13 protein-coding genes are annotated in these 12,746 nt (G+C 66.7%); 11 read left to right on the top strand and 2 right to left on the bottom strand.

What is annotated here, in order from left to right; translation table 11 throughout:
* Positions 1-193 precede the first annotated feature (193 nt).
* The 3 genes from V5F84_RS13710 to V5F84_RS13700 all read left to right on the top strand — a co-directional run bounded on the left by V5F84_RS13710 (position 194) and on the right by V5F84_RS13700 (position 2,812).
* The gene (locus V5F84_RS13710; protein ID WP_394044822.1) at positions 194-592 is read left to right on the top strand and encodes a c-type cytochrome; all 399 of its coding nucleotides are present in this window, start codon (positions 194-196) and stop codon (positions 590-592) included.
* A 67-nt stretch (positions 593-659) separates the two neighbouring features.
* Positions 660-1,415 carry a 16S rRNA (uracil(1498)-N(3))-methyltransferase gene (locus tag V5F84_RS13705; RefSeq protein WP_394044820.1) on the top strand — a complete coding sequence of 252 codons (756 nt, stop codon included), beginning with the start codon at positions 660-662 and terminating at the stop codon, positions 1,413-1,415.
* Between the two features lie 275 nt (positions 1,416-1,690).
* Positions 1,691-2,812 (top strand): carboxylate-amine ligase, encoded by a 1,122-nt coding sequence (locus tag V5F84_RS13700; protein ID WP_394044818.1) that lies wholly within the window; start codon positions 1,691-1,693, stop codon positions 2,810-2,812.
* A 48-nt stretch (positions 2,813-2,860) separates the two neighbouring features.
* Here V5F84_RS13700 and V5F84_RS13695 read toward each other — a convergent pair whose 3' ends face one another.
* Positions 2,861-3,709, bottom strand: coding sequence for a fumarylacetoacetate hydrolase family protein (locus tag V5F84_RS13695; protein ID WP_394044816.1), 849 nt, complete (start codon positions 3,707-3,709; stop codon positions 2,861-2,863).
* Positions 3,710-3,992: 283 nt separating this feature from the next.
* Here V5F84_RS13695 and V5F84_RS13690 point away from each other — a divergent pair, with 283 nt between their 5' ends.
* The 4 genes from V5F84_RS13690 (at position 3,993) to V5F84_RS13675 (ending at position 8,122) form a co-directional block, all read left to right on the top strand.
* Positions 3,993-4,793, top strand: a complete 801-nt coding sequence (locus V5F84_RS13690; RefSeq protein ID WP_394044814.1) for a UDP-2,3-diacylglucosamine diphosphatase — start codon at positions 3,993-3,995, stop codon at positions 4,791-4,793.
* Positions 4,793-5,860 (top strand): glycosyltransferase family 4 protein, encoded by a 1,068-nt coding sequence (locus V5F84_RS13685; RefSeq protein ID WP_394044812.1) that lies wholly within the window; start codon positions 4,793-4,795, stop codon positions 5,858-5,860. The genes V5F84_RS13690 and V5F84_RS13685 overlap by 1 nt, the downstream gene beginning before the upstream one ends.
* Positions 5,857-6,843 (top strand): threonine ammonia-lyase, encoded by a 987-nt coding sequence (locus tag V5F84_RS13680; protein WP_394044810.1) that lies wholly within the window; start codon positions 5,857-5,859, stop codon positions 6,841-6,843. The genes V5F84_RS13685 and V5F84_RS13680 overlap by 4 nt, the downstream gene beginning before the upstream one ends.
* A 91-nt stretch (positions 6,844-6,934) precedes the next feature.
* Complete coding sequence (locus tag V5F84_RS13675) at positions 6,935-8,122, top strand: MFS transporter (protein WP_394044808.1); 1,188 nt, start codon at positions 6,935-6,937, stop codon at positions 8,120-8,122.
* Here the strand turns inward: V5F84_RS13675 and dgcA are convergent.
* Entirely contained in the window at positions 8,074-9,051 is a 978-nt protein-coding gene (gene dgcA / locus V5F84_RS13670; protein WP_394044806.1) for an N-acetyl-D-Glu racemase DgcA, read from the bottom strand. The two genes, V5F84_RS13675 and dgcA, sit on opposite strands and share 49 nt — an antisense overlap.
* Before the next feature lie 195 nt (positions 9,052-9,246).
* Here dgcA and V5F84_RS13665 point away from each other — a divergent pair, with 195 nt between their 5' ends.
* The 4 genes from V5F84_RS13665 to V5F84_RS13650 are packed head-to-tail and all read left to right on the top strand — an operon-like array spanning position 9,247 to position 12,717.
* Positions 9,247-10,326, top strand: coding sequence for an ABC transporter permease (locus V5F84_RS13665; protein ID WP_394045022.1), 1,080 nt, complete (start codon positions 9,247-9,249; stop codon positions 10,324-10,326).
* A gap of 6 nt (positions 10,327-10,332) precedes the next feature.
* On the top strand, positions 10,333-11,151 hold the full coding sequence (locus V5F84_RS13660) for an ABC transporter ATP-binding protein (protein WP_394045020.1): 819 nt from the start codon (positions 10,333-10,335) through the stop codon (positions 11,149-11,151).
* A 15-nt stretch (positions 11,152-11,166) separates the two neighbouring features.
* Complete coding sequence (locus tag V5F84_RS13655; protein ID WP_394044804.1) at positions 11,167-12,087, top strand: MlaD family protein; 921 nt, start codon at positions 11,167-11,169, stop codon at positions 12,085-12,087.
* Between the two features lie 24 nt (positions 12,088-12,111).
* Positions 12,112-12,717, top strand: a complete 606-nt coding sequence (locus V5F84_RS13650; protein WP_394044802.1) for an ABC-type transport auxiliary lipoprotein family protein — start codon at positions 12,112-12,114, stop codon at positions 12,715-12,717.
* The last annotated feature ends 29 nt before the right edge of the window (positions 12,718-12,746 follow it).

Genomic DNA, 12,746 nt, shown 5'->3' with positions numbered 1-12,746 from the left:
CGTCCAGGGGCCGCGGGTTGCGCCGCACCATTGACTGCCCAACGGTCACCCGCGCGCAAATGGCCAATTGGAATGTTTCCAGTGCGGATCTTATGTCGCGGCCGCAGAGCCCGGTCCGGCGCGGTCCTGCCCCAGGTCTCGGGGTCTTGGCGCCGGTGCCGTCCTTGCTCGAATATGCCCTAGGGAAAACGTCATGCCTCGTCTCTTGTTTTCGGCCCTGGCCGCCCTGGCCCTCTCCACCACGCTGGCTCACGCCGATCCGGACCTTGCGAAGGGCGAGCAATCGTTCCGCAAGTGCATGGCCTGCCACATGATCGGGCCGGACGCCAAGGTGAAGGTCGGCCCGCCGCTGAACGGCATCGTCGGCCGCAAGTGGGGCGCCTATCCGGACTATGCCTATTCCGACGACATCAAGGCGGGTGCCGCGGCCGGCAAGGTGTGGGACGAAGCCACGCTCAACGATTATATCGCCAATCCCAAGGTGCTCGCCCCCAAGGGCAAGATGGCCTTCTTCGGCATCAAGCCGGAAGGCGAGCGCGCCGATTTGATCGCCTATCTCAAGCAGTTCAACGCCGAGGGCGCGAAGCAATAGGTCGCTTGCGCCGACCGGCTTGTTTTCTCGCCCGGGCCATGGTGTGGCTTGGGCGGGAGGGACCTTCATGTCCGACAATCCTTCGCGCCTCCAGCGCGTCTTCGTGGACGAGGATCTGAGCGACGGCGGGCAGATCCTGCTGGCGGCGGAGCAGGCCCATTATGTGGCCAATGTGCTGCGCATGCAGGTGGGCGGCAGCCTGCTGCTGTTCAACGGCCGCGACGGCGAATGGCTGGCGCACCGCATCGAGGGGCACAAGCGCGAGGTGCGCTTCGCCGCCGAGCGCCAGTTGCGGCCCCAGCCGCCCGTGGCGGACCTGGAATATGCCTTCGCCCCCCTGAAGCATGCGCGGCTGGATTACATGATCCAGAAGGCGGTGGAGATGGGCGCGGGAGAGCTTACCCCCGTCATCACCCGCTATACCCAGGCCACGCGCGTCAACACCGAGCGCATGCGCGCCAATGCGGTGGAAGCGGCCGAGCAATGCGGCATCCTCGCCCTGCCGGCGGTGCGCGAACCGCTGGCCCTGGACAAATGGCTCGCGGCGCTTCCGCCCGGGCGGGTGCTCGTGTTCTGCGATGAAAGCGCGGCCTTGAGCGATCCCGTCGCCGCCCTCAAAGCGGCCCCACCCGGCCCCATGAGCGTGCTCATCGGCCCGGAGGGGGGATTCGCCTCCGAGGAGCGGCGCATGCTGCATGCCCATCCCGGCGTGGTGGTGCTCTCGCTCGGCCCGCGCATCCTGCGCGCCGACACGGCCGCCGTGGCCGCGCTCACCCTCGCCCAGGCGGCGCGGGGCGATCTGTCGGGCGCCGGAGCCATCTGACGCGCGCACCGCATGGTGCCCGGCACCCGTTCACGGGGCCGGGCAAACGCGCCTTTGGGGATTTTGTTCCGCGCCTTCTGCTCTTTTATTCTTTCCCGGTATAACGCATTCAAGCCGCATCGTAATTTTTATTGGAAATAGTTTAGAATAAGAGAAACGACACGGCTTGTATGCGTCGTCGCATTTACGTCCCATTTTTCTTCACCCTCTGCGCAACTGAAACGCCATTTCTGCGTTATAGCCTCACATTAGGGTGAGTTGCGGAGGGAACACCAATGCCAGGAGAATATCGCTTCGGAATCGAGGAAGAATTCTTCGTGGTCGATGCCGAGTCCAAGGCCGTTCAAAGACGCATGCCGGCGCGGTTCTTCGACGATCTGTCGCACCAGCTCGGCGGCGCCGTGACCGTGGAACTGCTGCAATCGCAGCTGGAGATGGCCACCAGCCCCGCCACCCAGACCGGCAGCGCCCTCGACGAGCTGAGGGAATTGCGCGCCAAGGCGGCACGGGTGGCCGGGGAGCACGGGCTGAGCTTCATCGCCGCCGGCACCCATCCCACCGCCACCTGGGAAGGGGTGCGCCACACCGAGGCCAATCGCTACAACGGCATGATGCACGACCTGCAAATGCTGGGCGAGCGCAACATGGTGTGCGGCCTGCATGTGCATGTGGAATTGCCCGATCCCGACCAGCGGGTGGGGGTGATGCGGCGCATCCTGCCCTATATCCCCCATTTCATCGCGCTCGCCACCTCCTCGCCCTTCTGGGGGTCCAAGCAGACCGGCTTGATGGGCTATCGCCTTGCCGCCTATGACGAATTGCCACGCACCGGCCTGCCGGAGCTGTTCGAGGACAGCGCCGATTATCAGGCCTATGTGGATGCCATGGTGGAGGCGCGCGCGATCACCGATTCCAGCTATGTGTGGTGGGCGATCCGTCCCTCCTCCAAGCATCCGACCCTGGAATTGCGGGCGCCGGACAGTTGCACGCGCATTCAGGACACGGTCGCCATCGCCGCGCTGTACCGCTCCCTGGTGCGCTATCTCGTGCGCCATCCCGAGCACAATGCGCAGATCGGCGCGGTGGATCGGGCGATCGCCAATGAGAACAAATGGCGCGCGCAGCGCTACGGCATCCACGGTTCGTTCGTGAATCTCGCGGAGCGCCGCGCCGTGCCGGTCACCGATGCGGTGGAATCGCTGATCGCCTTGGTGGGGGAAGATGCGGAGGCCCTCGGCGCGCTCGATGCGCTCCTGCACCTGCGGACCATTGCCCTCGCCGGCACCAGCGCGGACGTGCAGCTGGCGGTGTTCCAGGAAGCGCACCATCGCACCGGGAACCGCGGCGAGGCGCTCAACGCGGTCAAGACCTGGCTCGCCCACGCGACCCTGCAATAAAGAAAAAAGGGCAACGAAAAAGGGCCCCCGGAGAGGGGCCCTCTTGGTTCATCCCGCGAAGGCAACCACGGTCTGCTGCTGCTCGCCCAGGCCCTGGATGCCGACCTTCATCACGTCGCCGGCCTTGAGATAGCGCGGCGGCTTCATGCCGAGCCCGACGCCCGGCGGGGTGCCGGTGGTGATGATGTCGCCGGGATCCAGCACCATGAACTGGCTGATGTAGGACACCAGATAGGCCGGATCGAAGATCATGGTCCGGGTCGAGCCGTTCTGGACCTTCTCGCCGTTCACTTCCAGCCACATGGCGAGGTCCGAGGTGTCGCTCATCTCGTCGGAGGTGACGAGATAGGGGCCGATGGGGCCGAAGGTCTCGGAGCCCTTGCCCTTCACCCACTGGCCGCCGCGCTCGATCTGGAACGCACGCTCGGACACGTCGTTGCAGACCGCATAGCCGGCCACATGCTTCAGGGCGTCCTGCTTCTCCACGTAGCGGGCGCGCGCGCCGATGACGATCAGCAGCTCCACTTCCCAGTCGAGCTTGGTGGAGCCCTTGGGGATCATGACATCGTCATTGGGTCCGACGACGCAATTGGGCGCCTTGTTGAACAGCACCGGCTCTTCGGGAATCGGATTGCCGGTCTCTTCCGCATGGTCGGCGAAATTCAGCCCGACCGCGACAAAGTTGCCCGGCCGCGCGACGCAGGATCCGAGGCGCACGCCTTCGGGCGCGAGGGGGAAGGCCTGGGGGTCGGCGGCGCGAATCCGCGCCAGTCCCTCGGGGGTGAGAACATCGCCCGAAATGTCCTGAACCAGGGACGAAATGTCCCGAATCTTGCCGGTTGAATCGATTAAACCCGGCTTTTCTCGCCCTTTTTCACCGAAGCGAACGAGCTTCATCGGACCTCTCCCTGAGCTGAATGATGGTGCGGACACGGACTGGTCCACTGCTGCGCAAGCTGGCGCGCGGAAGCCATTTGGTCAATGCTTCGGATGCTGGATCGTGCCGATTCGCAATCCGTTCTGCCGTCCGTAAGGGGGTAGGGAAGTGTGGTCGGCTGAATATATTGCTGTGCAGTAAAATCCGAGAAGTTGTTCGCAGTGGCGTCATAAAAGGGATACACGACTCCGGCTAAGTCCGTCACACTGCTCTCAGGGAGCAATTTTCCGCAGAGGCCATGCCGTGAGCGACAGCCCTGAAGCACGCAGGTTCAGAGCTCTATTCATCTCCGACGTCCATCTCGGGACCAAGGGATGTCAGGCCGACCTACTTCTCGATTTCCTGAAATTCCATGACGCCGATACGGTTTACCTGGTCGGCGACATCGTGGACGGGTGGCGGCTGCGCAGCTCCTGGTACTGGCCGCAAAAGCACAACGATGTGGTGCAGAAGCTGCTGCGCAAGGGCCGCAAAGGCTCGCGCATGGTCTATCTGCCCGGGAATCATGACGAATTCCTCCGCGACTATTACGGCACCCATTTCGGTGGCATCGAAGTCGTGGAAACCGCGATCCACGAGGCGGCCGACGGCAAGCGCTATCTGGTGATCCACGGGGACGTGTTCGACGTGGTGGTGCGCCACGCCAAATGGCTCGCCTTCCTCGGCGACGGCGCCTACACGCTCGCGCTCGCGATCAACACCTATGTGAACCTCGCCCGCCGCAAGCTCGGCCTCACCTATTGGTCGCTCAGCCAATGGGCGAAGCTGAAGGTGAAGAATGCGGTGAATTACATCGGCAAGTTCGAAGAAGCTGTTGCCGACGAGGCCAAGCGGCATAAGGTGGACGGCGTGATCTGCGGCCACATCCATCATGCGGTCATTCATGACCAGTTCGGCGTGCGGTACGTGAATTGCGGGGACTGGGTCGAAAGCTGCACCGCGATCGCGGAGCATGAAGACGGGCGCATGGAAATCATTTCCTGGACACGTCGCCTTGAGGCGGAACCTGAATCCGAAGTCGAGGGGGCGCGCGCGGCGGCCTGATGCGGGTACTTGTCGCCACGGATGCCTGGCACCCCCAGATCAACGGGGTTGTCCGTTCGCTTGAACACACCGCCCGCGAGGCCGAGGCGCTCGGCGCGGAGATGATGTTCCTGAGCCCTCAGGGGTTCAGAACCGTTCCCCTGCCCACCTATCAGGAAATCCGCCTGGCGCTCGCAACGCCGCGCATGATCATGCGGCGGATCGAGGCCATGCGGCCCGACTTCGTTCATGTGGCGACCGAAGGGCCCATCGGCATGCTGGTGCGGCGCGCCTGCATCGCCAGCAAGCGCACCTTCACCACCAGCTACCACACCAAGTTTCCCGAATATCTCTCCGCCCGCGCCCCGGTGCCGGAACGCCTGACCTATGCCTGGCTGCGCAGCTTCCACAATGCCGGCGGCGGCGTCATGGTGTCGACGGCGACGCTGGAACGCGAGCTGGACGCGCGCGGCTTCAAGCGCCTCATGCGCTGGTCGCGCGGGGTCGATGCCGACCTCTTCCGCCCCCGGCCGGACGTGGATCTCGATCTCCCCAAGCCGATCTTCCTGTTCGTCGGCCGCGTCGCGGTGGAAAAGAACATCGAGGCCTTTCTGTCCCTGGACCTGCCCGGCTCCAAGGTGGTGGTGGGCGGCGGGCCGGCCCTGAACAGCCTGCGCGAGCGCTACCCGGACAGCCATTTCCTCGGCCCGCTGGAAGGCGAGGACCTCGCGCGGGTCTATTCGGGCAGCGACGTCTTCGTCTTCCCGAGCCGCACCGACACGTTCGGCATCGTGTTGCTGGAGGCCCTGGCCAGCGGCCTTCCGGTCGCGGCCTATCCCGTCACCGGTCCGAAGGACGTTCTGGAGGACGCGACCGAGCCGGTCGGCGTGCTGGACGAGGATCTGCGCAATGCCTGCCTGAAAGCGCTGGAGCTGTCGCCGGTGGCCGCGCGGGAATTCGCGCTGCGACACACCTGGCGCGAGTGCGCCCGCCAGTTCCTGGACAATGTGCTCATCGCGCACGATTTTGGGCCGGTGGCCCGCCGCTTCCGCTTGCTGCGCAGGACGCGTATCGTCTCGTCCGCATGAATACGATTCCCCATCTCCCCACCGCCGCGGATGTCGATGCCGCGGCCGTTCGCCTTGCCGGCGTTGCCGTGCGCACCCCGCTGGTGTTTTCCCCGGTGCTCAGCGAGCTGACCGGCGGGCGCGTCTTCGTGAAGCCCGAGACGCTGCAACGCACGGGGTCGTTCAAGTTTCGCGGCGCCTATAACCGCATGTCGCAGATCCCGGTGGAGCTGCGCGCGGCGGGAGTCGTCGCCTGCTCGTCGGGCAATCACGCACAGGGCGTCGCCGCGGCGGCGAAGCTGCTCGGCATGCCGGCCGTGATCGTGATGCCGACGGACGCGCCCGCCTTGAAGCGCGAGCGCACCATCGCTCTGGGTGCGCAAGTGGTGGATTATGACCGCACCACCGAGGATCGCGACGCCATCGCCAATGCGATCGCCGCCGAGCGGGGCGCGATCTTCGTGCCGCCCTATGACGATCCGGATATCATTGCCGGCCAGGGCACGACCGGGCTCGAAATCGTCGCCGATCTGGCGGCCCAGGGCCTGGCGCCGGATATCGTCAGCGCCAATGCCTCCGGTGGCGGGCTGATGGCGGGCATCGCCCTCGCGGTGAAGGCGCGGGTGCCGGATGCCCGCATCATCCTCGCCGAGCCGGCTTTGTTCGACGACCATGCGCGTTCGTTCAAGTCCGGTGTGCGCGAGCGCAATGCGCGCGCCACGGGCTCGTTCTGCGACGCCCTGCTGGCGCCCACCCCCGGCGCGCTGACGTTCGAGATCACCCGCAAGCTGTCCGGAGAAGCGGTCTCGGCCACCGATGCGGAGGTCGCGCGGGCGGTGGCGTTCGCGTTCCGCGAGCTGAAGCTGGTGGTGGAGCCCGGCGGCGCGGTGGCGCTCGCGGCGCTGCTGGAAGGCCGCTACGACGCCCGCGACAAGGTGGTCGCCATCGTCCTGTCGGGCGGCAATGTGGACGTGGCGACGTTCCTGGCCTGCCTGCAAGCCTGATCCGGACAGAGAGCGTTCCCCCCGGCGCGGGCGGGCCGCGCCCCCGCGCCCGCCCGCGCCGGGCACGACGCGACGCCCGTGGGAGATCGTGATGACCAAAGGCGAGGGGGACGCGCGGCCGGTTCAGCTGGCCTTGGCCTGCGCCTTCGGCGCCCTCTATTTCTCCCTCGGCATCTATATGCCGTTCTTCTCGCTCTGGCTCATCGCCCGCGGCCTCGATCCCGATGAGATCGGCATGGCGCTGGCCGTGCCGCTGGTCACGCGCCTGATTGCGACCCCGGTTCTCGGCCTGCTTTCGGACCGGCTCGGCCGGCCCAAGGCGATCCTGGTGTGGCTCGCCCTGGCCTCCAGCATCCTGATGGCAGCGCTGGCCTTCTCCCACGGCACGTTCGCCATCTACGTGGTGCTCGGGATCACGGCCATGGCGTGGAATCCGTCCTTCTCGCTGCTGGATGCCTATGCGACCCGGCAGGCGCGGCGCGGAACCGTGGATTATGGCCGCAGCCGCCTCTGGGGCTCGGCCGCCTTCGTCTGCGCCAATCTGCTGGGTGGCCTGCTGGTGGCGCAGGCCGGCGCGGGCATCGTGGTGGCGCTGATGGTCGCCGGGCAGGTCGCCCTGTTCGCCGGCACGTTGGCGCTGCCGGAATTGCGGCGCCCGCCGGAAGCGGCGGCTGCGGGCCTTTCGCGCGTGCGGGTGCCGCCGGTCCTGATTGCCGGCATCGCCGCCGCCGCCCTGGTCCAGGCGAGCCATGCGACGCTCTACGCCTTCGGCTCCGTGCATTGGGCCGCCACCGGCATTCCGCTCGGCGTCATCGGCGTCCTCTGGGCGATCGGCGTCGGGGCGGAGATCGTCTTCTTTCGGTTCGGGACGCGGGCGGTGGCCCGGCTCGGGCCGTTGAACCTGATCGCGCTCGGCGGACTGGCGGCGGTGATCCGCTTCGCGTCCTATGCTTACAATCCGCCGCTTGCGATGCTGGTGGGGCTGCAATTGCTGCACGGCGCGACGTTCGGGGCGACCTATCTCGGCATGGTCGAGCTGGTGGCGCGCACGACGCCGGAGCACCGCGCGGCGGGCACCCAATCCATCGCCGCCTGGAGCGTGAGCCTGACCCTATCCGGGGCGAGCGCGGCCGCGGGTGCGTTCTGGACTGAATATGGCGCCCACTGCTTCCTGGCTTCGGCGGCTCTGGGCGGCCTCGGGGGCCTGCTCGCCCTCGGCACGCTCTGGCTTCAGCCCCAGAGCGCCGGTTCGGGCGGAAAGGCGCGGGCGCCGTCGTAGCGCAGGCCCGGTTCGCGGTCGCGGGCCAGCAGAAGGGGGCCGTCCAGGTCCACGACCTGCGCCAGCTGCGCCACCAGCATGGCCGGCGCCATGGCGAGCGAGGAGGCGAGCATGCAGCCGACCATGAGGCCGAAGCCCTGCGCCTTCGCCGCCTCGGCGAGCGCAAGCGCCTCGGTGAGGCCGCCGGTCTTGTCCAGCTTGATGTTCACCGCGTCATAGCGCGTGCGCAGGTCCGCCAGCCCGGCGCGATCATGCACGCTCTCGTCCGCGCAGATCGGCACGAGGTGGGGGACGCGGGCAAGCGCCGCGTCATTGTCCGCCGGAAGGGGCTGTTCGATCAATTCCACGCCCGCCCGCGCGCAGGCATCGAGATTCGCGATGAGATCGTCCGCGCACCAGCTTTCGTTGGCATCGACGATCAGCCGCGCGTCGGGCACCGCCGCCCGGACGGCGGCAATCCGCTCCACGTCGCCGGCGCCGCCGAACTTCAGCTTCAGCAGGGGCCGGCCGGCGGCCACCGCCGCGTCGGCCATGGCGGCCGGCGTGTCGAGACTCAGCGTGAAGGCCGTCGTCAAGGGCCGGGGTTCCGGGAGGCCGGCAAGCCGGTGCGCCGGAACGCCCGTCCGCTTCGCCTCCAGATCCCACAGCGCGCAGTCGAGCGCGTTGCGGGCCGCGCCCGCGGGCAGGAGGGCTTGCAGGCCGGCGCGGTCGAGCCCTGCCGCCAGGGCCGGCGCCAGGGCGCGTATGTCGCGCGCAACGCCTTCGACGGTTTCCCCATAGCGCGCATAAGGAACGCATTCCCCGCGCCCCGCATGCGGCCCTTGCCGCAGGTGCGAGACCACCACCACCGCTTCGGTCTTCGAGCCCCGGGAAATGGTGAACGTTCCCGCAACGGGAAAGCGCTCGATCTCGACCGTGAGGGATGGCATATTTCGTTAACGCTGTGGGGCTGTTGAAGGAATAGGCGGGACAACGGCCGGACGGGCGGCGCTTTTGCACCCTCGACGCGGTGCGGTGGGCCGAGTATGACCATGGAGCTGCGCACACTCAAGCGCGGTCGTTTTCCGGAGACCTGAGTGGCCAACGCCTCGCTCCTCGATGTGACGCCCGCCGGCGACCGCCTGATGGTGGTGGGGCGTGGCCTCTGGACATCGGATCGGGCGGACGATCTCGAACATCTCGTGGACGAGGCCACCAGTGCGCATCCGCGCGCCGGCAATGTGGACATCGATCTTTCCGGCATTGAGCGCATGGACACGTTCGGCGCCCTGCTGCTGGAGCGCCTGCGCCGCGCGTGGGCGGTGGATGGGGTGGAACCGGAGGTGCGCGGCCTGAAGCGGCGGTACCGGGTGCTGCTCGAAGAGATGAAGCGCACCGGGCACGAGCCTCAGCCGCCGGTGCGTCGCCACGACACGATGCTAGAGCGGGTCGGCCGCGAAGTGGTGTCGATCTCCGTCGATGCCATGGACCTGCTGAATTTCATCGGCGCCTCGATCGCCGCCGGGCTGCGCATGGCGGCCCGCCCGCGCACGTTCCGCTTCACCGCCATGGTCAATCAGGTCGACCGCGTCGGTTTCCGCGCGGTGCCGATCATCATTCTCATCACCTTCCTGATCGGCTGCATTCTCGCCCAGCAGGGCATTTTCCATTTCCGCCGGTTCGGCGCCGACATCTATGTGGTCGACATGGTGGGCGTGCTGGTGCTGCGCGAACTCGGCGTGCTGATCGTCTCCATCATGATCGCCGGCCGCTCCGGCAGCGCCTATACCGCCGAGCTCGGCTCGATGCGCATGCGCGAGGAGGTGGACGCCCTGCGCGTGATGGGGTTCGACCCGGTGGAAATCCTGGTGGTGCCCCGCATCCTGGCTCTGATCATCGCCCTGCCGCTGCTCACTTTCATCGGCTCCATGTCGGCGCTCATCGGCGGCGGGCTGGTCGCGTGGACCTATGGCGGCATCGCCCCGGACGTGTTCATCGACCGGCTGAAGGATGCGATCTCCATCGACCATTTCCTGGTGGGCATGATCAAGGCGCCGTTCATGGCGGCGGTGATCGGCCTCGTGGCGTGCCTGGAAGGGCTCAGCGTCGGCGGCAGCGCAGAATCGCTCGGCAACCACACCACCAAGTCCGTCGTGCAGTCGATCTTCCTCGTGATCGTCATGGATGGCGTGTTCGCCATGTTCTTCGCCTCGATCGATATGTGAGGCATGATGAACACCACCACGCTCGACATGAGGCGCAGCGGACTGGAGGAGATGGAGGGCTATCGCGAACCCATCATTCGGGTGCGCGACCTCGTGGTGGGATTCGGCGACCGCATCGTTCTCGACCACCTCAGCCTCGACATCCTGCGCGGGGAGATTCTCGGCTTCGTCGGCACGTCCGGCGGCGGCAAATCCGTGCTCACGCGCACCATTCTCGGCCTGGTGCCGAAGCGCTCCGGCCATGTGGAGGTGTTCGGGCACGACATCGACACCCTGAGCGAGACCGAACGCTCCGCCATGGAGCGGCGGTGGGGCGTGCTGTTCCAGCAGGGGGCGCTGTTCTCCTCCCTGACGGTGAAGCAGAACATCCAGTTTCCGCTGCGGGAGAATCTCAAGCTTTCCCAGCGCATGATGGACGACATCGCCTATGCGAAGATCGAGATGGTCGGCTTGAAGTGCGATGTGGGGGAGAAATTGCCGTCCGAACTGTCAGGCGGCATGATCAAGCGTGCGGCGCTTGCGCGCTCGCTGGCGCTTGATCCGGAAGTGCTGTTCCTCGACGAACCCACGTCCGGCCTCGATCCGATCGGTGCCGGGGATTTCGACGAACTCATTCGAACCCTTCAGCAGACTTTGGGCCTGACCGTTTTCATGGTAACGCACGATCTGGACAGTCTGCACACGGTCTGCGATCGGATCGCGGCCCTGGCGGATGGTAAAGTTATCGCCCAAGGAACGATCGAGACGATGATGGAAGCGCAGCATCCGTGGCTGCGGGCGTATTTTCACGGAACGCGCGCCCGCGCGGTTCAGGCGAAACGGTGAGGTGGGAAGGTAAGGATGGAAACCCGTGCCAACTACACCACCATAGGCGCATTTACCCTGATCGTGATCGTTGCGGCGTTCGCCTTCGTCTATTGGTTCGCGCGCCCCCAGGATTCCGAAGGGCGAAAGACCTATGAGATCGTCTATTCCGGCACCGTGAGCGGCCTGCGGCAGGGCAACAACGTGCTGTTCAACGGCATCCCCGTGGGACAGGTGCTGCAATTGGGGCTGGTGCCCGGCGCCCCCGACGAGGTTCTCGTGCGCATCGGCGTCCAGCCCAATGTGCCGATCCTGGCGGATGCGCGCGCCACCCTCGAATCGCAGGGCCTCACCGGCATCGTGGCGGTGAGCATTCGCGGCGGCGCGGCGAACGCGGCCCAGCTTCCCATCGGCCCCAACGGATTTCCCCGCATCGAGGCCGAGGGCGGCAGCGGCATCGCCAGCCTGGTCGAGACCGTGCAGGGCGTGGCCCGGCGCGTGAACACCGTGCTGGAAGCCATCGATCCGCAGAAAGTGGCGGCCATCGTCGCCAATGTGGACACCTTCACCAAGGCCGTCTCCGACCGGTCAGAGGATGTCGGCTCGCTGCTGAAGCGCGTGAACGACCTGTCGGGCCAGCTGAACGACCTCGCCAACAAGGCCGACGGCGTGCTGGACAATCTCAAGCGCGCCACCGGCGACAAGGACGGGATGGTGCAGCAGGTCTCCGATGCCGCCGCCTCGGTCCGCCGCCTCTCGGACAATCTCGACAAGCGCACCGCCGATCTGGCCGGCCAGATCGAGAAATTCACCGGACCGGGCCTGCGCCAATACGAAGCGCTGGCGACGGACGGGCGTCGCACGCTTTCCGAGATCGAGCGCGTCTTCAAGAATCTGGAGCGCAATCCCCGCCAGTTCATCTTCGGCGGCAGTTCCGTTCCAGAATACAGGCGGTGAGCCGTGATGATCCGCGAGCCAAGGGTGAGTAAAGTGTCCCTTTCCCCGCGCCGGCCCGTGCGGCCGCTCCTCGCCCTGACGACGGTGCTGGCGCTGGCGGCCTGTTCGTCCGCCCCGGTGCCGACATTCGATCTCTCGGCCCCCGGCAATTTCACCGCGCGGGGCGCTGGCACCGGGCAGATGGTGGTTCCGACCCCGACCGCCCTCGCAGCGCTCGACACCGAGAAGATCCTGGTGGAGCCGGCCCCGGGCCAGATCACCTATCTGGCCGATGCGCAATGGGGCGATCGCCTGCCGGCGCTGCTCCAGGCCCGGACCATCCAGGCTTTCGAGAACGGCAGCAAGCTGCGCCGCGTCGCGCGTCCGGGTGACGGGATCACGGCGGAATATCAGCTCAACATCGACATCCGCACCTTCGGTGTGCGGGTGGAGAATGGCACCTCCACCGCCGTGGTGGAGCTTTCGGCGAAGATCATCGGCAATGCCGGCGGCCGCATCCTGGCGGCCCAGGTGTTCTCGGCCCGCGTGCCGGTCGCGACCGTCAATGGCGCCACCGTGGCGGCATCGCTGGATGCCGCATCCAACCAGGTTCTGGTCGAGATCGTCCGCTGGGCGTCCGTGCGCTTCTGAGCGCACGCGTCCGACACCATCGGCCCGCG

The sequence above is a fragment of the Roseixanthobacter liquoris genome, from assembly GCF_043195135.2.
Taxonomy (GTDB): Bacteria; Pseudomonadota; Alphaproteobacteria; order Rhizobiales; family Xanthobacteraceae; genus NCEH01.
The sequence above is the reverse complement of the archived record's forward strand: the minus strand, read 5'-3'. Positions and strand labels throughout refer to the sequence as shown.